Here is a 20,915-nt window from a genome sequence, read left to right on the forward strand (position 1 = left end):
ATGTTTTTTTGAGTGGCAAATGTAAAGCAAATTCATTAGTCTACAAAATCAATAGACTTTAATTTTATGAAAATTTAAGATAGTTTTGGTCTATTGGAGATAAGTTTTGCTTTCTTGCAAGGAATTGATTTTGTAACAAAATGAAACCAAAATTAAAGCTGTATAATTAGAACTCATATTGTGCAGCTGAAGCCGGAAGAGAGATATTTCCTGAAGCCTTTGCCCACGATAGTTTCTTACGGTACAAAAATAAAATGTTCGTTCTGGGATTGATTTTAATTGTTGGGACCTCTTTTATAATTGTAGCCAACAGGAATAGAGATAGGATATTTAAAGAACAAGAATATAGTCAGGAAATGATTAAAAAAACGGACCCCAAAATGGAATCCGTTTTAAAATATGATAATCAGCTTTTTCTGCTGAAAAATGTCGTATTATATTTTTGTCAGTTTAGCATACTTCAGGATGAGGTTTTTCTCTCCTTCATGAATGAAAACTACTTTAGCCTTGATGTTCTGCGGATCTGTACCATCTAGGAAAGAAACTTCCCCAATTCCGAAACGATCGTGTCTTACCTTGTCTCCTACTTCAATATCCTGGGAAGAAGCTCCGCTTGGATTGATAATTTTTGCGGTACTGACTGGTTTTAGTTTTCTGACTTCCGGTGCCGGTTTTGAACTGTCTCCTTTGTCAATGGTTTTCTTCTCAACTCTTCTGAATGCTTTCTGTTCAGAAGGATGTTCATCAAAAATATTGGACTTAATCCCGGTATTATTGATAAATCTCTTTTCGAGAACAGGGTTTAAGAATTCAATATACTGGTCATCAATTTCACTTAAGAATCTTGATGGTTCTGCATCCGTGATCTTTCCCCACTGGAAACGGGAAACAGCATAAGAGAAAAAGACTTGTTTTTCAGCTCTTGTCAGGGCCACATAAAACAGACGCCTTTCTTCCTCAAGGTCTTCTCTCGTCGCGGAACTCATAAAGCTCGGGAAAAGATTTTCCTCAAGACCAACAAGATGTACCACAGGGAACTCCAGACCTTTCGATAAGTGAATCGTCATTAACGAAACCATATCTTCTTCTAAACTTTTATCCTGAGTATCTGCAGAAAGGGCAATATTCTCAAGGAAATTCGGAAGGCTCGGATCTCCGTCTTCCAGCTGCATCTGCTCTTCAATGAATCCCTGCATGGAGTTCATTAATTCCTGAACGTTCTCTACACGGGAAATTCCCTCCGGAGTCTGGTCATCTTTTAAGAATTTGATCAGTCCGGTGCGTTTGGCCACTTCCATGGCAACAGTGTAAGCGGTATCGGTTTTCAGTAGTACCTGGAAAGCCTTGATCATGGACCAGAAATCATTCAGTTTGGTTAAAACACCATTGTTTAAGCCCAACTGAGGAGCATATTGCGGTAGATTACTCAGTACCTGCGAAATGGTCACATTATGAGAATCGGCAAAAACGATCAGCTTATTCTGTGTAGTTTCTCCAATTCCTCTTGTAGGGTAATTGATGATTCTCATCAATGCCTCGGAGTCGTTTTCATTGACCAGAAGACGCAGATAGCCGATAAGGTCTTTTACTTCTTTTCTCTGGTAGAAAGAAAGTCCTCCGTAAACTTTGTAAGGAATATTTTTACGTCTCAGTGCATCTTCAAATGCTCTGGTCTGTGAGTTCGTTCTGTATAAAATGGCAAAATCACTGTATTTTCTCTGGTCGGTATTTCTAAGCTCCCAGATATTTCCGGCTACGAAATTGGCTTCATCAGCATCGGAAAGTGAACGGTATATTTTGATCTTATCTCCTTCTTCGTTATCACTGAATACATTCTTTTTAAATTGCTGCAGGTTTTTGGAAATGACAACGTTGGCTGCATTCACAATGTTCTGGGTCGAACGGTAATTCTGTTCCAAAGAAACCGTGATCGCATCAGGATAATCTTTCTTAAAGTTTAAGATGTTATAAATATTCGCCCCACGGAAGGAATAGATGGACTGTGCATCGTCTCCTACCACGCAGATATTTTCAAACTTTGAAGCCAGCGCTTTTACAATAAGATACTGGGAATGGTTGGTATCCTGGTACTCATCTACCATGATGTATCTGAATCTGTCCTGGTATTTGGCCAGTACTTCCGGAAAACGGGTCAGCAATTCATTGGTTTTTAGCAACAAATCATCAAAATCCATCGCTCCGTTTTTGAAGCAGGCATCTACATATCTCTGGTAAATCTGCCCTATGAATTTCATATTCGCTTTTTCATCAGCTTCCATCAGTTCCGGATTGTTGAAATAAGCTTTTACCGTGATCAGGTTGTTTTTATATGTTGAAATTCTTGCCTGAACTTTTTTAGGTTTATAAAGATCGGCATCGATATTCATGTCTTTGAGTACTTTTCTGATGACATTCAGGGCATCCTGCATATCATAGATTGTAAAATTGGATGGATAGCCAAGATGATGACCTTCAATCCTCAGGATTCTTGCAAAAACCGAGTGAAAAGTTCCCATCCATAAGCTTCTTGCATTGCTGTCCCCTACCACTTTTGCGATACGGTCTTTCATTTCGCGGGCGGCTTTATTGGTAAACGTTAGCGCCAGGATATTGAAAGGGTCCACACCGTTGTGAATCAGGTGGGCGATACGCATGGTAAGCACACGCGTTTTTCCGGAACCGGCTCCTGCAAGTACCATCAAAGGTCCCTGTAGAGAGGTAACGGCTTCATATTGTGATTCATTGAGTCCTTTCAGATAATCCATACTGCAAAAAAATTTTGGGAACACAAAATTAATGTATTCAAAGGACAATTCAAATTATGAGTTTAATTTATAGAAAGTAAAAAAATTAGGAGGTGTATTCTACCGGACCAGAATATGTTTAATCATTGAAATTTTTCGTAACCGTCCATTTTTCCTGTGCCTGCATCAGAAAAAAGGAGAAAACAAAAAGTAAAGGATAAGAAATTCTCATAGTGGAGTTAAATAATTTTACAAATAAACAAAAATTTAAAAAAAAGTAGAGTAATTATGTAACAAACACCGTGTTTGCCCTACTAATTTATACAAACAATTTCTACTTTATGAAAAAGCGACTTCTTTCTGTGGCAGCAGCATCTTTCTTCGGAATGGTTCTGAATGCACAGCAAATTAAATTCGAAGAGTATGACCTGCCAAACGGCCTTCACGTAATTCTTCATCAGGACAATTCTGCACCGGTAGTCACTACGGGTGTTATGTACCATGTAGGTGCAAAAGATGAAGTAAAGGGAAGAACAGGTTTTGCCCACTTCTTCGAACATCTTTTATTTGAAGGAACCCCCAACATCAAAAGAGGTGAATGGTTCAAGATAGTTTCTTCAAACGGAGGTCAAAATAACGCTAACACAACGAATGACCGAACGTATTATTATGAGACTTTCCCTTCCAACAACGAGCAGCTTGGTCTTTGGATGGAAGCTGAAAGAATGCGTCACGCTGTCATCAACCAGGTGGGAGTAGATACTCAGAGAGAGGTTGTAAAAGAGGAGAAAAGATTAAGAATGGACAACCAGCCTTATGGAAACCTTTTCCCTACTATTCAGAAAAATCTATTTACGAATCACCCATACAACTGGCCTACAATCGGCTCTATGGAAGATCTTAACTCTGCAAAACTTGAGGAGTTCCAGGCTTTCTATAAAAAATATTACGTTCCGAACAACGCTACATTAGTAGTGGCGGGAGATATCAAGCCTGAGCAGACTAAAAAATGGATTCAGGAATATTACGGAGGAATTCAAAAAGGAACGCTTTATCCAAAAGATTTCCCGAAAGATGCTCCTATCACTCAGGAAAAAGAAGTAACAGCTACGGATCCTAATATTCAGCTTCCGGCATATATTTTCGCGTACAGAACTCCGGCTAACAAAGAAAAAGATGCCTATGTTCTTGATATGCTTTCTTCTTACCTAAGCAATGGAAAATCTTCTGTTTTATACAAAAAATTAGTTGATCAGGATAAAAAAGCGCTTGCTGTACAGGCTTTCAACCAGGGTCTTGAAGATTACAGTATTTTCGCATTCTTCGCGATCCCAATGGGACAGACCACGAAACAGACTTTACAGGCTGACATTGATGCTGAGATCAAAAAGCTGCAGACAGGTCTGATCTCTGAGGAGGACTATCAGAAACTTCAAAACCAGTACGAAAATCAGTTTGTGAATGCCAATTCAAGCATTCAGGGAATTGCAGCTTCACTGGCAACCAACCACGTATTGATGGGTAACACCAATCTGATCAATAAGGAAATTGACATCTACAGATCGATCACAAGACAGGATCTGCAGAACGCGGCTAAAAAGTATTTGAATTCCAATCAAAGAGTAATCATTAATTACGTTCCTGAAAAAAAGTAGTCATTTAAAACTTTCAGGTTTAAAAAATGATTATTAAAATTAAATTTTTACAAATGAAAAAGCAATTAACATATATAGCTGCAGCGTTTTTTTTCGCAGGAACGATTTCAGCACAAAAAATTGATCTTAACGCAATGCCGAAACCGGGACCTACTCCTGCGATCAACATTGCCAAGCCAAAAACTTTTCAACTGAGCAACGGTCTTACGGTAATGGTTGTGGAAAACAATAAATTACCAAGAGTAAACACGACTCTTTCTATGGACAGACCTCCATTCAACGAAGGAAGTGTAACGGGAGTAAGCTCTATCATGGCCGAACAGTTCGAAAACGGAACAACCAATGTAAGTAAAGAGGATTTCAACAAAAAAGTAGATTATCTGGGCGCTAACCTAAGCTTTTCTTCCAATGGCGCTTTTGCGAACTCTCTTTCAAAATATTTCCCAGACGTATTAAGCCTGATGGCAGATGCGATCATCAATCCTAAATTCTCTGCTGAAGAAATTCAAAATTCAAAAGAAAGAGCTTTAGAAGGGTTAAAATCTGAAGAGAAAAATGCTTCTGCTATCGCTTCAAAGGTTTCCAATGCCTTAATGTATGGTAAAAATACATCAAGAGGGGAATTCGAGACGGTAGAATCTATCAACAAGATCCAGTTAGCTGACGTACAAAACGTTTATAAAAAATATTACGCTCCGGACAATGCTTATTTAGTGATTGTGGGAGATGTGAAATTCGATCAGGTAAAATCATTGGTTGAAAAAGCTTTCAGCGGATGGAAAAAGGCCAATACACCTATCGTTCCTCTGGAACCTTCTGCTAATGTTGCTACAACAGAGATTAACATTGTAGATGTACCTTCTGCTGTACAGTCTGTAGTTTCAGTGAACAACCTGAACAATCTTAAAATGAAAGATCCGAACTATTTCGCGGCTACTATGGCTAACTACATCTTAGGTGGTGGGGGTGAAGCGAGACTTTTCATGAATCTTCGTGAGAAAAACGGATTCACTTACGGAGCTTACTCCGACATGAGCGCTGATAAATATTCTTCTGATTTCTCCGCTAGTGCAAGTGTGAGAAATGAGGTTACGGATAAAGCGGTTAAGGAATTTATGAATGAACTTAATGCTATTACTACCGTAAAACCTGAAGAACTGGAAAATGCTAAAGCTAAGCTGAAAGGTTCTTTCATCATGTCTTTAGAAAAGCCTGAAACGATTGCAAAATTTGCTTTAAACCAAAAGGTTCAGGATTTACCTTCTGATTTCTATACCAATTACTTAAAATCAATTGATAAAGTAACTGCTGCAGATATTTCCAATGCTGCAAAAGCCAACATTTTACCCAACAAAAGCAGAATTTTCATCGCTGGTAAAGCGGCTGATATTTCTGAAGGACTTGAGAAATTAGGATACCCGGTAAAATATTTCGACAAGGAAGCCAATCCGGTAGCCAAACCAACTGCACAAAAAGTAGATGCTGCCGTGAATGTAGCATCTATTGCTGATAAATACATCAATGCCATCGGAGGAAAAGCGAATGTTGCTAAAATTTCATCTTTTGTGATGAACGCTTCCATGTCTATGCAGGGTCAGAATATTGATTTTAAAATCGCTAAGGCTCAAGGTGGTAAAGAGGCTACAACAGTAACGGCAATGGGACAGGTGGTTCAGAAACAGATTTTTGACGGTAAACAAGGATATTCTGAGCAAATGGGTCAGAAAGTTGAGATGAAACCAGAGCAAATCGCTGAAAAACTTAAAAATACTGAACTTTTTGAAGAACTTGGTTTTGCAAAATCTCAGGATTATAAAGTAGCCGGAATTGAAAAAATCGGTGGTGAGGATTCTTACGTCATTAAAGGGAAAGACACTACCTATTATTACAGCGTAAGCACAGGATTAAAAACAGGAGAAACCAAAACGGTAAAAGCACAGGGACAAGAAATCACAGTGCCTACAACGTTCTCTAATTATAAAGATGTCAATGGGGTGAAAATGCCATTTACCATCTCAATCAATCAAATGGGGATGGACATGACGATGAATGTAAAATCATACGACGTTAATCAGGTTAAAGATTCTGATTTTAAATAAGAATACTGTTTTTTACAGAAAAAACGGCAGCGTTTGCTGCCGTTTTTATTTTTAATAACATTTACCATGATCTTCTTTGTCATTCGGTAAAAAAAGATTAAATTTGCCCATTCAAAAAGATATCAAAATTAATGGATACTATATTTATACTATTGATGGTTCTTGTTATGATCGCCAGCATCTTATTGGTAATCATCGTTATGGCTCAAAATCCTAAAGGAGGAGGCCTTTCCAGTACTTTCGGAGGTGCATCACCTGCACAGTTTGGGGTACAGAGAACCAATGATTTCATGGAAAAAGCAACATGGACTCTAGGCGCAGTAATCATCGTTCTTATTCTTATAAGCGTTGTGATCACAGGTAAGCCTACAACAGCAGCTCCGGCACAGCAGCCAGTAAAGAAAGAAGCTACGGCTCCTACTAAGCAATCTGCACCAGCAGCTACTACAACGGCTCCGGCCCAGGTACCTGCAGCTCCGGCTAAATAATAACAGACCTATCTTATATAAAACAAAAGCAGTTCAAATTGAACTGCTTTTTTATTTTAGTTTGATCTTCTCAATCTTATGGCGGAGTTTCAATCCCGCTTTTAAAAACGAATACTGCACCGGTTTAGATTCTCTGTAGTATTTATCAATAAAGATCTGCATGGCTCCATAAAACCGATCAAGATACACCTCATTTTTAATCGTACTTTCACCTTTGTGATGAAGTATGGAAGCTGCACCGTAATAATAATTTTTATAGCCGTTTCTCAACAGCGTATAGCACAGATCAATGTCTTCCCCATACATAAAATACGTTTCATCAAGACCTCCTATCTTCCGGTAAATATCTCTTTTAACCAATAAAAATGCTCCGGTAACAACTTCTACTTCTGCCACTGCGTTTTCGTCGATATCACTCCTGTAGTAAGATTTTGAATTGCTTCTTTTAAAATTCGTAAATAATTTTTCAAAAGAATTGAACATATCCGGTACAGAGCGTTTACTCTCCGGAAGAAAAACACCCTCTGCATCATGCATCCTTACGCCCAAACATCCGAAATCCGGTTTGGAATCAGCAAAATCCAGAAGATCCTTCACATAGGATCCTTCCAGTTCCGTATCCGGATTTAAAAGAAGAACGTATTCTCCGGTTGCCGTTTTTATAGCTTTATTGTTGGCAATAGCAAAACCGTCATTATGCTCAGAAGATATAAAATGTACTTTAGGGAACTCCGGAATAAGGTTGCTCCATGAAGAATCCGTAGATGCATTATCTATAACGATCACTTCGTAATCCTCCCCTTCCGTATATTTCCGGATAGACAAAAGGCAGTTTCTCAACAGCCTGGTCACATTATAATTCACAATAATTACCGACAGCTTCATATTTAATCCTTTTCGTTGTATGGCAACCTGTTCATGATAGATCTGCCCAAAGATACTTCATCTGCATATTCCAACTCATCTCCTACTGAAATTCCTCTGGCAATACTTGAAAAACTCACACTGAAGTTTTTAAATTTTTTATAAATATAATAGGCCGTCGTATCTCCTTCCATCGTAGCACTCAATGCAAAAATAAATTCCTTTACGCCACCCTGATTCACTTTCCTTTCGATACTTGGAATATTCAGCTGGTTCGGTCCTACGCCTTCCATTGGTGAAATCTTTCCTCCTAAAATCAGATATTTACCCGTAAACTTTCCTGTATTCTCGATAGCAATCACATCACGTACGTCTTCAACGATGCAGATCACCTCGCTGTTTCTTTTTTCATTGCTGCAGATCTCACACACCTCAAAATCTGAAAAATTATGACATTCTTTGCAGTATTTTATTTCGTTGACAAGGTTGATTAATGAGTTTCCAAGGCTTACCGCTCTGGAACTGGGTTGTTTTAACAGATGTAATGCTAATCTTAAAGCTGTTTTTCTACCGATCCCGGGCAGTCCCGAAATTTCGTCTACGACTTTTGCTAAAACTTTACTAGGATAATCCATAAGTACAAAAATAAGGAATATTGTTGAGAATTGGTAAGGGTTTCGGGGTTTGAAAGTATGAGAGTTTTAGGGTTTGAGAGTTTGGCAGTTGTTATGAACCATTAGTTTCCAGATACGAGATACGAGGTTTGAGTCTTTTGCCTGGCATCTTTATTCTTTATTCTTTATTCTTTATTCTTTATTCTTATCTCCTATTTCTTCATTCTAAAATTAACCATTCACTTGCAAAGCAAAATTCATCATTGACATTTCCCAACCTAAATCTCAACCACAGTCTAAAGTCTCATGTCTCATGTCTGAAATCTGACGTCTGATGTCTAAATTCTTACCCCATCATTCTAAAAAAACCTCTATCTTTGGGGTTCTAATATGAAAAAAATAAACTAAATGGTACTTAAAAATCTAAACTATCCACTAGATTTCAAATTCAAAATCTCAACACTGGCAAGTGACTTCAATATTACTGACAAAAACGGAAGCTATGTAGCCTATGTACGTCAGAAAATGTTTAAACTGAAAGAAGATGTCGTTGTTTTCAATGACGAAAGCAAATCTAAGGAGCTTTTCAGAATCAAGGCCAACCAATGGATCGATTTCAATGCTTCTTATTCTTTAAGTGATCTTACCGACAACAAAAACTACGGGAGACTGGCAAGAAAAGGAATGCGTTCTCTCTGGAAATCTACGTATGACATCCTGGATTCAAACGACCAACCCAAATTCACGGTTGCAGAGGATAATGCATGGACAAAGTTCTTTGATGGAATGGTGAGTGAGATTCCAATTATAGGGATGTTCACAGGATATTTTCTTAACCCGGCTTATACTGTAAGAGGTATCGACGGAAAAGAATATTTTAAACTTAAAAAAATGCCGTCTTTCTTTGGAAGAAGATTCCAGCTTGACAGAATGATCGATATTAATGACGAAGACGAAAGTTTGGTCATCTTATCATTATTAATGATGGTTCTTCTGGAAAGAGCAAGAGGCTAAAAAAATAAAAAACAGCAGACAATGAAATATCTAATCATTTTCTTTTCAGCGTTTCTTTTGATCGCCTGTAAAAAAGATAAAGAAACCGTTCAAAGTTCTACTCCTACAGATTCTTTAAACCTGGTTAAAGATTCTGCAAAAACAGGAACAACATCAGGAAAAGTACTGGTAGACATCATCCCTTTTCCCAAAGAGATCAAAGAATGTTCATGCTATTTTGCGAGAAACAAAGCAGAATTTGAAGCAGAGAAATATATCTATGCTGACGATGCCGGAAAAACTGCCTACATGAAACTCGACGGCAAAAGATTGACCATGAACCTGATTTCATCAAGCGACATGGAAGTGGATGAGGAACTCACCAAAGAGATTGAAAGCGACAACTACAAAATCTCTGTAAAAGGTAAAAAAATAAAGCACGAAGAAGCTTTATTATTCGAAGGTACCCTGACGATTGAAAAACCGGACGGTACTGTAGAAACATTACCTATTTACGGTGAATGTGGATGCTAGAAAAACAAAAGGCTGATTTTACCTTTTTGTCCCCATACGACCTATAAAAAATGCTTCCGGATTCACGGAAGCATTTTTTATTTTGTAATTTTGATAAAAATAAAAGTTCATGGAATTATCTAATATAGAACCGCAGATTATCTGGAAGAATTTCTCCAAATTAAATGCAGTTCCAAGACCGTCTAAAAAAGAAGAAAGAGTGATTGCTTTCATCAAAGGATTTGGTGAAGATTTAGGGTTGGAAACTACTGTAGATGAAGTAGGAAACGTGATCATCAGAAAACCGGCTACTGCAGGTATGGAAAACCGCAAATCTATCGTTCTTCAGTCGCATCTGGATATGGTATGCCAAAAGAACAGCGATACCAATTTTGACTTCGATACGGAAGGGATCAAAATGGAAGTTGATGGAGACTGGGTAAAAGCAAAAGGAACTACTTTAGGTGCAGACAACGGTTTGGGAGTTGCCACCATCATGTCTATCCTTGAAAGTTCAGATATTCCACACCCTGCTCTTGAAGCGCTTTTCACCATCGATGAAGAAACAGGTATGACGGGTGCTCTAGGTTTAAAGCCAGGGCAGTTAACAGGAGAAATTCTATTAAACCTTGATACAGAAGAGGATGACGAAATCGATATCGGTTGTGCAGGAGGTGTAGATGTGACTATCACTCAAAATTATGCAACAGAAGCCGCAAAAGGACAAATTGTAAGAATTGAAGTGAAAGGACTTCAGGGAGGACATTCAGGAATGGACATCCACAAAGGTTTCGGAAACTCCAATATTATTTTGGGAAGACTTCTTTACAGCGGTTTAGACAAGCAGAATATCCAACTGATCTCTGTTGACGGAGGTGGATTAAGAAATGCTATTCCAAGAGAAGGTTCAGCATTGGTTTCTGTGAGAAATGCTCAGGAATTTATTGAAGCGGCAACAATTCTTAAAAAAGATATCTTAGAAGAATTTGCTACAGTTGAACCTGGAATTCATATTAATATTGAAAACTCTACAACCTCTGATCAAGCTATTTCCGAAGAAGATTCAAAGAAAATTATTCTGACTTTAAAATCTCTTCACAATGGGGTTTACAGAATGAGTCCGGACGTAAAAGATCTTGTAGAAGCCTCTAATAATGTTGCAAGAGTTGAATTAAAAGGGGGAGAACTTAAAATTTTAAATCTGACGAGATCATCGGTAGATTCATCTAAGTATTCTGTGGCAGACCAGTTAAAATCCGTGGCAGAATTAGCTGGAATGAATGTTGAATTCAGTGGTTCTTATCCGGGATGGAAACCAAAACCTGGTTCTGAAATCGTACAGCTGATGGAGAAAATTTACACTGAAAAGTTTGGCGAAAAACCTCACGTGGTTGCTTGTCACGCAGGTTTAGAATGTGGAATCATCGGTGCGAACTATCCGGAAATGGAAATGGTAAGTTTCGGACCTACGATCAGAGGAGCGCACTCTCCGGATGAGAAAGCGAATATCCCTTCTGCTCAAAAGTTCTGGAGTTTCACTAAAGATATTTTAGCGAATATTCCTCAGAAATAAATTAGGAAATTATGATTGGTACTTGGAAGGGAAAATATAAATATAACTTGAAACAAAATTCTGAATTCAACAAAAAAGAAGTTGGATTTACATTAAAAATTACAGAATTTGATGGTGAAATTTTTATTGGAACTATTCAAGACGATGATGAGAATTATGGCACCAAAGGTTTAGGAACAATCGAAGGAAAACTCAACGGTCATGAAATAACATTTATTAAGCAAATGCCGATCAAATCCATCTTATATGGCAGCAACAGACAAAAAGTAGAGTTTGAAAATAAAAAACATATGCCCATCTATTATCATGGCACTTTAAATTTGACAAATTCTTACATAGGAAAATGGAAAATTAAAGGAGGAATAAGTTTTAAGAACTTATTATTATATGTTTCTTTTGGAACTAAAGGAACTTGGGAAATGGTTAAAGTTGATTAAGTATTCCCAGAAATAACTATATTAAATATCCAAAGTCATATGATTTTGGATATTTTTAATTTGAACCATTAAGATTTTTTAAGTCGTTAAGATCATTAAGAATTTACAGATATTAGGCTTAAAAATATCTTTGATATTTTACTTAACTTTCCTTAATAACTTCATTGGCCTTAATGGTTCAAAAATCATTTAACAAGATTTACAATCATGAAAAGTATAACAGTTTTCTGTGGCTCCAGTTTCGGCACAGACGATATTTTTAAAGAACAGGCTTTCCTGCTTGGACAAACATTAGCCCAACAGCATATACAGTTGATTTACGGCGGTGCAGACGTTGGTTTGATGGGAGCAGTTGCAGACGGAGCTTTAAGCGAAGGAGGAAAGGCCACGGGAGTTCTCCCCCACTTCCTGCAATCCAAAGAAATTGCCCACAAAAATCTCACTGAACTTATCATCGTAGAAACGATGCATGAAAGAAAAACAAAGATGAATGATCTCTGCGATGGCGTAATCGTTCTTCCCGGCGGCTACGGAACCCTTGAAGAGTTTTTTGAAATGATCACTTGGGCACAGCTGGGGCTTCATAAAAAACCAATTGGGATTCTGAATATTGACGGGTTTTATGACGATTTAATAAAACTGGTTCAAACCATGGTTGATAAAGGGTTTTTAAAGCAAGTGAATCGTGATATGCTGTTGATTAGTGACAACGTTGATGAGCTTTTGGAGAAAATGAGGAATTATAAAGCGCCTACTGTGGGGAAATGGATTTCTAGAGATAAAGTCTAAATTATGGAAAATCAGAAAACAGAATTAAGAGATATAGAAAGTGGTTATTGGAAATACATTGTATATGAATCCCCTGACAAAGATTTATACATTGATGTATTATATAATAAAGATTTATATACTGGTATTATATACAATCCTCTCAATTTCTCTGATGCTAAATATAATCCCCTCAATTTTCTGATGATTGGATGTTAATTAAACTTAATGTAGAGGAAAAAGAAAGCTATATAAATGACAATAAGTTTGTAGAAGAATTTTCAGAAAACATTTCACATAATTTTACAAACTATTTACCTCGTTCATTAAATCACAATAATTTTAATTTTATAAATAAAAAGACCCCTGAAAAATAAGTTCTTCAGGAATCTTTATATAATTTAAATAAAATTTCTAAGGATAAGGAGCAATGGCCACTTCAAGACCTTCCATGGCATCCATGATATGCAGCTGGCATCCCAGTCTGCTGTTTTCTTTTACATGGTAAGCTTCCGCCAGCATCGCATCTTCTTCATCTCCCATAGGCTCCAAGCCCGGATCATTGATCACATATACCTGACATGAGGCGCACATCGCCATTCCTCCGCATACACCAATGGTTCCCTCTTCCGCCAATTCATAAGAACGGATGATCTCCATCAGGTTCATAGACATATCTGTAGGCGCTACAACATCATGGGTTATCCCCTCCCGATCGGTGATCTTTATATTAATATCTGACATAATAATGCAAAATTAGTCAATTTTTTTCACAACTGCCTTTTCTGCTTCTTTACGGCTACCGTCAAATCCGTCTACACCGCTTACTGTCGTATATTTAAGTACAAATTTCTTACCTGGATTCAGTCTGTTGTAAACACTTTGACACATCAAAGTTGCTTCGTGGAAACCACAAAGGATCAGCTTCAATTTTCCCGGATAAGTATTGATATCTCCAATAGCATAGATTCCGTCGATATTCGTTTGATAATCAAGTGCATTGTTGACTACGATGGCATTTTTCTCGATATTCAATCCCCAGTTCCCGATTTCACCCAATTTTGGAGTCAGTCCGAATAAAGGAATGAAATAATCTGTTCCAATATCGAACGCTTCCTGCCCCTCAATTTCTACAGTGATCGCTTCAACCTTTCCGTCACCTTTGATTCCGGTAACTTCAGCAGGTGTAATTAATTTAATTTTCCCCTGGTTTTTAAGATCCTGAACTTTTTCCACTGAATCCAAAGCTCCTCTGAACTCATTTCTTCTGTGGATCAAAGTTACTTCACTGGCAACATTGGAAAGGAAAACACTCCAGTCCAGCGCAGAATCTCCTCCTCCGGCGATCACTACTTTTTTATTTCTGAAATGCTCAGGTTCTTTAACGAAATATTCAAGACCTTTTTCCTCGTAATCAGCTACATTTTCGAAAGTAGGTTTTCTAGGCTCAAAAGTACCCAATCCACCTGCAATCGCAATAGCTTTACATCGGTGAACAGTCCCTTTGTTAGTGATCACTTCAAACCATTCATCATCTACCTTGGTATAAGAAACGGCTGTTTCTCCCAAAGTGAATCCCGGCTGAAACTGCTTGATCTGCTCCATCAAATTATCTACTAATTCTCCTGCATTCACAGAAGGATATCCTGGAATATCGAAAATAGGTTTTTTAGGATAAAGCTCCGCTAGCTGTCCTCCTGGCTGTGGAAGTGCATCAATAATGTGACACTTCATTTTTAATAAACCTGCTTCAAAAACAGCAAAAAGCCCGGTAGGTCCGGCTCCTATGATCAATATATCAGTGGTTATCATAATAAAAAGATAATTTAATTATACATGTAGCTGCAAATTTACTAATTTTAATGCGAAGCCTATTTAATTGATTCTAAATAAAAACCTGAGATTTATCAAATCCCGGTCAATGCATAGGAATCTTAAATTTGGCAGTGTTTTTGTTAAATGTCATATCATGAAGAAAATTTTAAGCTTTTTTGCAATATTTACGTTCCTGCTGAGTTACGCTCAGATCGATAATATTGCTGATGGTGAATCTATTACATTCAGAATCCACTATGGAATCCTGAATGCCGGAACCGCCAATCTTACTACCAAAAAAACCACCTATATGGGTGCTCCCCACCTGTATGTAAAAGGGACAGGAAAGACTACAGGCGCAGTCAAAGCCTTTTTTAAAGTAGAAGATTTATATGAAAGCTTCATCAATACAGGAACCGGCCTGCCAAGCTTTTACGTTCGAAATGTACGTGAAGGAAGCTATCGTCAGCATTTTGAGACCGTTTTCAATCACGATAACCACACACTAATCTTAACCGATAAAAAAACACCCGCTAACGGTTCAAAGGTGGTGAAATCCGTCAAAGGAGTTCAGGATATGCTTTCCTGCTTCTATTACCTGAGAAGCAAAAGCACCAGCGAACTGAAAGTAGGAACGGTTATCAATATGAATGTATGGATCGACGATGAAATGTTCCCCTTTCAGCTGAAAGTAACAGGAACAGAAGATCTGAAAACCAAATTCGGTACCATCAACTGTCTGAAAATTATCCCGTCTGTAAAAAGCGGAAGGGTTTTCAAAGAAAAAGAAGGGGTAACAATGTGGGTGACCAATGATGCCAACCATATTCCTATGCTTTTACAGGCTGAATTGGCCGTAGGTTCATTGAAAGCGAGTATCGAAGATCTTAAAAATGTAAAATACCCTTTAAAATATATTAAGTAAAAAGCGATCAGTCTTTTTAGCTTAAAAAAAATGGCGGCAAAAATTTTTGCTGCCATTTTTTTATTTCCAGATGTAATACATTGTCATTACTAATTGTCTTATTAATAACAGCAGGCATAAAGACTGATAAAGGTTGTCACACTTCGACTTCACTCAGCGTGACATGATCAGCATTTATTTTGTACTGCACCATCAATAAGACAATACACGTTGTAAATTTTCAATAGAATCGTTTTTAATTACGTTTTGTTTCTTAGGTCAGTAATTAAAAACAAAAACCTCCGGAAATTCCGGAGGTTTAATTTTTATAGTGATTTAAACTGTTCTAAAGTTCTGATATCATTTTCGAAGAACATTCTGATATCGCTCATCTGATAAAGAAGCATTGTGATTCTTTCAATACCCATTCCGAAAGCGTATCCTGAATATTTCTCAGCATCGATATTCACATTTTTCAAAACGGCAGGATCAACCATTCCACATCCCATGATCTCTAGCCAACCTGTTCCTTTTGTGATTCTGTAATCGGTTTCAGAGTTCAGTCCCCAGTATACATCAATTTCAGCACTAGGCTCTGTAAAAGGGAAATAAGAAGGTCTCATTCTGATCTTGGATTTTCCAAAAAGTTCCGTTGTAAAGAACTGAATCGTCTGCTTAAGATCTGCAAAACTTACATTTTCATCAATATATAAACCTTCAATCTGATGGAATATACAGTGCGAACGTGAAGAAATAGCCTCATTTCGGAATACTCTTCCCGGAGAAAGAATTCTGATCGGCGGCTGATTTTCTTCCATATAACGGATCTGTACAGAAGAAGTGTGCGTTCTTAAAAGGATATCAGGGTTCTGTTCAATAAAGAATGTATCCTGCATATCTCTTGCCGGGTGGTACTCAGGAAGATTAAGAGCCGTAAAGTTGTGCCAGTCATCCTCTATTTCCGGACCATCGGCTACTGCAAAACCAATTGATTTGAAAATTTCAATGATCCTGTTTTTCACCAGATTGATCGGGTGTCTTGACCCCATATCCAATGGAAAAGCCGGTCTTGTAAGATCTTCTTTTTCGGTGATAATAGCAGACTGGGAAGAGTCTTTCAGATTCTCCAGTTTTCCCGCAACGGCTTGCTTCAAAGAATTGATCTTCTGTCCGAATTCTTTTTTCTGGTCGTTTGGAACTTCTTTAAATTTTTCAAAAAAATCGTTCAGAACACCTTTTTTACCATTATACTTAATTCGGAAGTTTTCAATTTCCTCTTTAGACGTAGCATTGAAGCTGTTTACTTCGGTAAGTAGTTCTTCTATCTTTTCTATCATTGTTTTACCCTTTCAAAATGTTTTGCAAAAATACGTTTTTTAAGTTTAATAATGAATCTGTGATAAAAAAATCTGCCCCTTTACGGGAGGCAGACTTCAATCACTTATTTCACTTAAATAAAAAAATTATTTCTTTTCTAAAGCTTTAACGTTGATCTGAAGAGTTACCTCATCCTTGATTACCCCGTTTTCAGCAGGAGCCTGGAACTTCACGCCAAACTCTTCTCTTTTAATATCTTTGGGCTCAGTAGCTACACTTACTTCTCCGTCTTTTACAGAAACATTAGCCTTAAACTGAACCGGTTTTGAGATCCCCTTGATCGTTAAATTACCATCAAGAAGCGTATTGTAATCTCCTTCCGTAGCTGGTGTTACCTTTGTAATTTCAAACGAAGCCGTAGGAAATTTTTCCACTTCAAAGAAATCACCGCTCTTAAGATGACCATTCAGTTTTCCTAACTGATCCGCATCATCCTTTAGATCTACAGACGTCAAAGAACTCATATCCGCAACAAATTTCCCGCTTTCAAGCTTTCCTTCTTTTACCGTTACATCACCACTTTCAAACTTAATGGTTCCGAAATGGCTTGTGCTTTCAGACTTGAATACTTTATATCCTTTCCACTCCACTTTACTGTTCAGCGTATCCAGTGTATACTGGTTCCCGTCTTTTGTAGTTACTACCTCATTGCTTTCGCTGGTAACAGGTTTATCTTTTTTACAAGAAACCATTACCGCTGCCACAAATAAAGCAGGAATAGCTAAAGAAAACAGTTTTTTTCTCATTTTTGATATATTTTTATTACTTCTGCTAATATAATAAAAAATTTTATTTTTTCATAAAAACCTTACATTTGTATTATGCTTTTAGAAATAAACAATTTATATTTTTCCCATACCAAAGATAACCCCCTGTTTCAGAACCTTAATCTGGGTTTTGAGGAAGGCAGAATCATTGCACTGGCAGGAGAAAGCGGCTGTGGAAAATCTACAATGCTTAACCTGATTTATGGGCTTTTGGACTGGGAAAGTGGTGAAATTGTTTTTAACGGAACCAAGCTTTTGGGCCCTAAAGGAAATATTGTTCCCGGAGAAGCTGAGATGAAACTGGTGGCCCAGAATTTTGATCTGATGCCTTACGCCACCGTTGCCGAAAATGTAGGTAAATTTATTTCCAATATCAATTTGGCTCAAAAAAAAGAAACTGTCATGGAGCTTCTGGAAGTGGTAGGACTTCAGGAATTTGCCCATATTCTTCCTAAATATTTAAGCGGTGGCCAGCAGCAGCGGGTTGCCATTGCCAGGGCCCTTTCTGTACTGCCTAAACTGCTTATTTTAGACGAGCCTTTCAGTAATCTGGATTTTCCAAGAAAAATACAACTTCGTGAAAGACTGTTCAGGTATGTGAAACAACATCAGATTTCCCTGATCATTTCCACCCATGAACTTCAGGATATCATGCCATGGCTTGACCAGATCGTTATTTTGAAAGATGGAAGACTGATTCAGAATGACAGTCCGGAAGAAACTTACAGACGACCTTACAATTCTTATGTAGCCAAACTTTTCGGGGAAGTTAATATTTTCAGTGAAGACGAAAAAGCGGAATTTCAGCTTTCCAAATTTTCATACTATCCTAAAGAAATAAAAATTTCAAACGATGGTATCGAAGCCGAACTTCTCGAAAGCAGGTTTGCCGGAAACCATTACTGGAATAAAATCAAAGTTCTGAACAAAGAGATTATTGTCTATACAGATGAAAAAGTGGAAGGAAATATTAAAATTTCGTTTGTTTAAACAACAGTAACTTCCTTTAATATCACCCACTTATTTCAGTGAACCCCTCTTCCGACACTTATCATAACTCCTACATTTCCTTATACTTATTGTTAATATGTGGATAAAAAAAAGCACAAATCTAAGAAGCCGTTTAAAACTTTTACTTACATTTGTACTTCCACAGCATAAGGAAATTTTTGGTTAATTCTCTTTCTGCCCTGAGACGGACATTAGCACCTCCCTGCAATTAAGTCTTTGAAAGATTACACTGTCCAATCTTTTCCTTTTTTTTATTTTTTTTCTGTAAGCGCTACCAGCATTTCTAAGCCGATTGCCAAAAGCGATTAAGCCTTCTTTACAAATTCTGATTTCAAGGCCATAGAACCGAAACCATCAATTTTACAGTCAATATTATGATCACTGTCTGGTCTCAGACGGATGTTTTTAACTTTAGTCCCTGCTTTTACCGGTTTTGGAGCACCTTTTACAGGAAGATCCTTAATAACAACCACAGAATCCCCATCCAAAAGCTCATTCCCGTTTGAATCCAGGATTTTCCCTTCATTAGACGTTTCAGCAGCCGTTTCTTCAGGACTCCATTCATAGAAACATTGAGAACAGGTCATCATATCGTCGCTCGGGTAAGTAAACTCAGAGCTGCATTTCGGACAAAGTACAGTATCACTCATATTTTTGATTTTTGCAAAGGTAAGATTTTTGTTTTAGATGTCAGATTTCAGACACAAGACATCAGACTTGCTGAGATTGAGATTTGAAAACGTCAATTGTGAATTTTGCTTCGTAAGTGAAAGGTGAGACTAGAATCAAGATTTTTAGAGGCCAGATATTAGACATCAGATTTCAGACATGAGATTTGAGACTTTTAGGGTAGTGATTCATAATTCCCAACTATTTGGAGTAGAAAACACCCATAATTAATGCTGAACTCATTCACTCTAAAAACCTAGTACTCTCAAACTTTACGATCTCGCATCCTGAAACACTTAAACCCCGAAACTCGAATCCCGTCTCAACTCTCAACTATAATTCGTACTTTTGCAGATTCAAACAGCGAAGCAAATTTATGGAACTTATTCACAGAAACTTAGCGATCGGAATTCACGATGCTTTACAGGAAACATTTTTCGAGAAAAACAAATATGCCGATAAGGTAATCGAAAGACTTTTAAAAGCCCACAGAAAATGGGGAAGCCAGGACAGAGCCGTTGTTTCTGAGATTTTCTATAATATTATCCGCTGGAAAAAACGTCTTGAGTACTATATGGGTGAAGGGGTAAAACCTACTAATATTTACAAACTAATCATCGCCTATTTGCTTTGGAGCAAGACCAATTATAAAAAGTTTGAAGAATTCGACGGAATTAAAATCGCTGATATTCTTACCAAGCTTAAAAAGAATACAGTTCCTACAAAGGCTATTGAACATTCTATTCCTGAGTGGCTGGCTGAAACTTTAGAAAAAGAACTAGGTCCAGGTTGGGAAAAAGAAATGCGTGCTTTAAATGAGCAGGCTCCAACTGTTCTAAGAGCAAACAGACTGAAAACAAGTCCAAAAGAACTTATTTCTGATCTTTCTGATGAGGGTGTAGTAGCTTATACTGTGAGAGACTATCCGGATGCTGTACAGCTTGAGGAAAAGAAGAACGTTTTTCTTACCACAGCTTTTAAAGAAGGTTTATTTGAAGTTCAGGATGGTTCTTCACAGAAAATCGGATATTTCCTTGATGTAAAAGAAGGACAAAGAGTGGTAGATGCATGTGCAGGAGCAGGTGGAAAAACACTTCACTTGGCTGCATTGATGGGAAATAAAGGTCAAATCATAGCTTTAGATATCTTCGAATGGAAACTTGCTGAGCTGAAACGTCGTGCAAAAAGAGCAGGAGCGCACAATATTGAGCCCCGAATGATTTCTGACAACAAAGTAATCAAACGTCTTTATGATAAAGCAGACCGACTTCTTATTGACGCACCTTGTTCAGGACTTGGTGTTTTAAAAAGAAATCCGGACAGTAAATGGAAAATTGACCAGGATTTCATCGACAGAATCAAAAAAGAACAACAGCAGATTCTTCAGGATTATTCCAAAATGGTAAAAGTAGGTGGAAAATTGGTCTATGCTACCTGTTCTATCTTACCATCTGAAAACAATTTACAGGTGGAAGAATTCCTGAAAAACAACGAAGGCTTTAAGTTAGTTAAAGATGACAAAGTAATGCCAAGCCAGGGTTACGATGGATTCTATATGGCTTTGATCGAAAGAGTTTCTTAATCAGACATCGACATAAAAATATACAGCTGCCCTATCTTAGGG

General features: G+C 37.6%; 20 protein-coding genes. 12 read left to right on the plus strand and 8 right to left on the minus strand.

The window, feature by feature from the left end:
* Positions 1–434 precede the first annotated feature (434 nt).
* A complete protein-coding gene (locus NZD88_RS05410; RefSeq protein ID WP_259828042.1) occupies positions 435–2,765 on the minus strand; it encodes an ATP-dependent helicase in 2,331 nt (776 codons plus the stop codon).
* 320 nt (positions 2,766–3,085) lie between these two features.
* Here NZD88_RS05410 and NZD88_RS05415 point away from each other — a divergent pair, with 320 nt between their 5' ends.
* From NZD88_RS05415 to secG, 3 genes are all read left to right on the plus strand, one after another.
* Positions 3,086–4,399, plus strand: a complete 1,314-nt coding sequence (locus NZD88_RS05415; RefSeq protein WP_076506557.1) for a M16 family metallopeptidase — start codon at positions 3,086–3,088, stop codon at positions 4,397–4,399.
* Positions 4,400–4,452: 53 nt separating this feature from the next.
* Positions 4,453–6,498 carry a M16 family metallopeptidase gene (locus NZD88_RS05420; RefSeq protein ID WP_259828046.1) on the plus strand — a complete coding sequence of 682 codons (2,046 nt, stop codon included), beginning with the start codon at positions 4,453–4,455 and terminating at the stop codon, positions 6,496–6,498.
* A 131-nt stretch (positions 6,499–6,629) separates the two neighbouring features.
* Positions 6,630–6,986 carry a preprotein translocase subunit SecG gene (secG, locus tag NZD88_RS05425; protein ID WP_259828048.1) on the plus strand — a complete coding sequence of 119 codons (357 nt, stop codon included), beginning with the start codon at positions 6,630–6,632 and terminating at the stop codon, positions 6,984–6,986.
* 51 nt (positions 6,987–7,037) lie between these two features.
* Here secG and NZD88_RS05430 read toward each other — a convergent pair whose 3' ends face one another.
* Positions 7,038–7,871, minus strand: a complete 834-nt coding sequence (locus tag NZD88_RS05430; RefSeq protein ID WP_259828050.1) for a glycosyltransferase family 2 protein — start codon at positions 7,869–7,871, stop codon at positions 7,038–7,040.
* Between the two features lie 2 nt (positions 7,872–7,873).
* Positions 7,874–8,485, minus strand: coding sequence for a recombination mediator RecR (gene recR / locus NZD88_RS05435; protein ID WP_259828052.1), 612 nt, complete (start codon positions 8,483–8,485; stop codon positions 7,874–7,876).
* Positions 8,486–8,872: 387 nt separating this feature from the next.
* Here recR and NZD88_RS05440 point away from each other — a divergent pair, with 387 nt between their 5' ends.
* The 6 genes from NZD88_RS05440 to NZD88_RS05465 all read left to right on the plus strand — a co-directional run bounded on the left by NZD88_RS05440 (position 8,873) and on the right by NZD88_RS05465 (position 12,967).
* On the plus strand, positions 8,873–9,478 hold the full coding sequence (locus tag NZD88_RS05440; protein ID WP_259828054.1) for an LURP-one-related family protein: 606 nt from the start codon (positions 8,873–8,875) through the stop codon (positions 9,476–9,478).
* Between the two features lie 21 nt (positions 9,479–9,499).
* Entirely contained in the window at positions 9,500–9,991 is a 492-nt protein-coding gene (locus tag NZD88_RS05445) for a hypothetical protein (RefSeq protein WP_259828056.1), read from the plus strand.
* A 109-nt stretch (positions 9,992–10,100) separates the two neighbouring features.
* A complete protein-coding gene (locus NZD88_RS05450) occupies positions 10,101–11,543 on the plus strand; it encodes an aminoacyl-histidine dipeptidase (protein ID WP_259828058.1) in 1,443 nt (480 codons plus the stop codon).
* A gap of 11 nt (positions 11,544–11,554) precedes the next feature.
* Complete coding sequence (locus NZD88_RS05455) at positions 11,555–11,980, plus strand: hypothetical protein (RefSeq protein WP_259828059.1); 426 nt, start codon at positions 11,555–11,557, stop codon at positions 11,978–11,980.
* Positions 11,981–12,187: 207 nt separating this feature from the next.
* Positions 12,188–12,769 (plus strand): LOG family protein, encoded by a 582-nt coding sequence (locus NZD88_RS05460; protein ID WP_259828061.1) that lies wholly within the window; start codon positions 12,188–12,190, stop codon positions 12,767–12,769.
* 3 nt (positions 12,770–12,772) lie between these two features.
* Positions 12,773–12,967 (plus strand): hypothetical protein, encoded by a 195-nt coding sequence (locus NZD88_RS05465; RefSeq protein ID WP_259828063.1) that lies wholly within the window; start codon positions 12,773–12,775, stop codon positions 12,965–12,967.
* 195 nt (positions 12,968–13,162) lie between these two features.
* Here NZD88_RS05465 and NZD88_RS05470 read toward each other — a convergent pair whose 3' ends face one another.
* Together NZD88_RS05470 and NZD88_RS05475 are read right to left on the minus strand one after the other, a co-directional pair.
* Positions 13,163–13,492 carry a 2Fe-2S iron-sulfur cluster-binding family protein gene (locus NZD88_RS05470; protein ID WP_259828065.1) on the minus strand — a complete coding sequence of 110 codons (330 nt, stop codon included), beginning with the start codon at positions 13,490–13,492 and terminating at the stop codon, positions 13,163–13,165.
* Positions 13,493–13,504: 12 nt separating this feature from the next.
* Positions 13,505–14,560, minus strand: a complete 1,056-nt coding sequence (locus NZD88_RS05475; protein WP_259828066.1) for an NAD(P)/FAD-dependent oxidoreductase — start codon at positions 14,558–14,560, stop codon at positions 13,505–13,507.
* 157 nt (positions 14,561–14,717) lie between these two features.
* On the opposite strand from NZD88_RS05475, the gene NZD88_RS05480 reads away from it, so the two are divergent.
* Positions 14,718–15,488 carry a DUF3108 domain-containing protein gene (locus NZD88_RS05480; RefSeq protein ID WP_259828068.1) on the plus strand — a complete coding sequence of 257 codons (771 nt, stop codon included), beginning with the start codon at positions 14,718–14,720 and terminating at the stop codon, positions 15,486–15,488.
* A 305-nt stretch (positions 15,489–15,793) separates the two neighbouring features.
* Here the strand turns inward: NZD88_RS05480 and pheS are convergent, their stop codons facing one another.
* Both pheS and NZD88_RS05490 read right to left on the minus strand, forming a co-directional pair.
* Positions 15,794–16,804: a phenylalanine--tRNA ligase subunit alpha gene (gene pheS / locus NZD88_RS05485; RefSeq protein ID WP_259828069.1), complete on the minus strand. Its 1,011-nt coding sequence runs from the start codon at positions 16,802–16,804 to the stop codon at positions 15,794–15,796.
* Positions 16,805–16,930: 126 nt separating this feature from the next.
* On the minus strand, positions 16,931–17,590 hold the full coding sequence (locus NZD88_RS05490) for a YceI family protein (protein WP_259828070.1): 660 nt from the start codon (positions 17,588–17,590) through the stop codon (positions 16,931–16,933).
* Positions 17,591–17,665: 75 nt separating this feature from the next.
* On the opposite strand from NZD88_RS05490, the gene NZD88_RS05495 reads away from it, so the two are divergent.
* Positions 17,666–18,601: a sulfate/molybdate ABC transporter ATP-binding protein gene (locus NZD88_RS05495; protein ID WP_259828071.1), complete on the plus strand. Its 936-nt coding sequence runs from the start codon at positions 17,666–17,668 to the stop codon at positions 18,599–18,601.
* A gap of 326 nt (positions 18,602–18,927) precedes the next feature.
* On the opposite strand, the gene NZD88_RS05500 is transcribed toward NZD88_RS05495, so the two are convergent.
* On the minus strand, positions 18,928–19,272 hold the full coding sequence (locus NZD88_RS05500; RefSeq protein WP_169235518.1) for a zinc ribbon domain-containing protein YjdM: 345 nt from the start codon (positions 19,270–19,272) through the stop codon (positions 18,928–18,930).
* 395 nt (positions 19,273–19,667) lie between these two features.
* Between NZD88_RS05500 and NZD88_RS05505 the strand changes: the two genes are divergently transcribed.
* Positions 19,668–20,873, plus strand: coding sequence for an RsmB/NOP family class I SAM-dependent RNA methyltransferase (locus NZD88_RS05505; protein ID WP_169235517.1), 1,206 nt, complete (start codon positions 19,668–19,670; stop codon positions 20,871–20,873).
* Positions 20,874–20,915 lie beyond the last annotated feature (42 nt).

It is taken from the genome of Chryseobacterium pyrolae, assembly GCF_025153485.1.
Taxonomy (GTDB): Bacteria; Bacteroidota; Bacteroidia; order Flavobacteriales; family Weeksellaceae; genus Chryseobacterium; species Chryseobacterium antibioticum.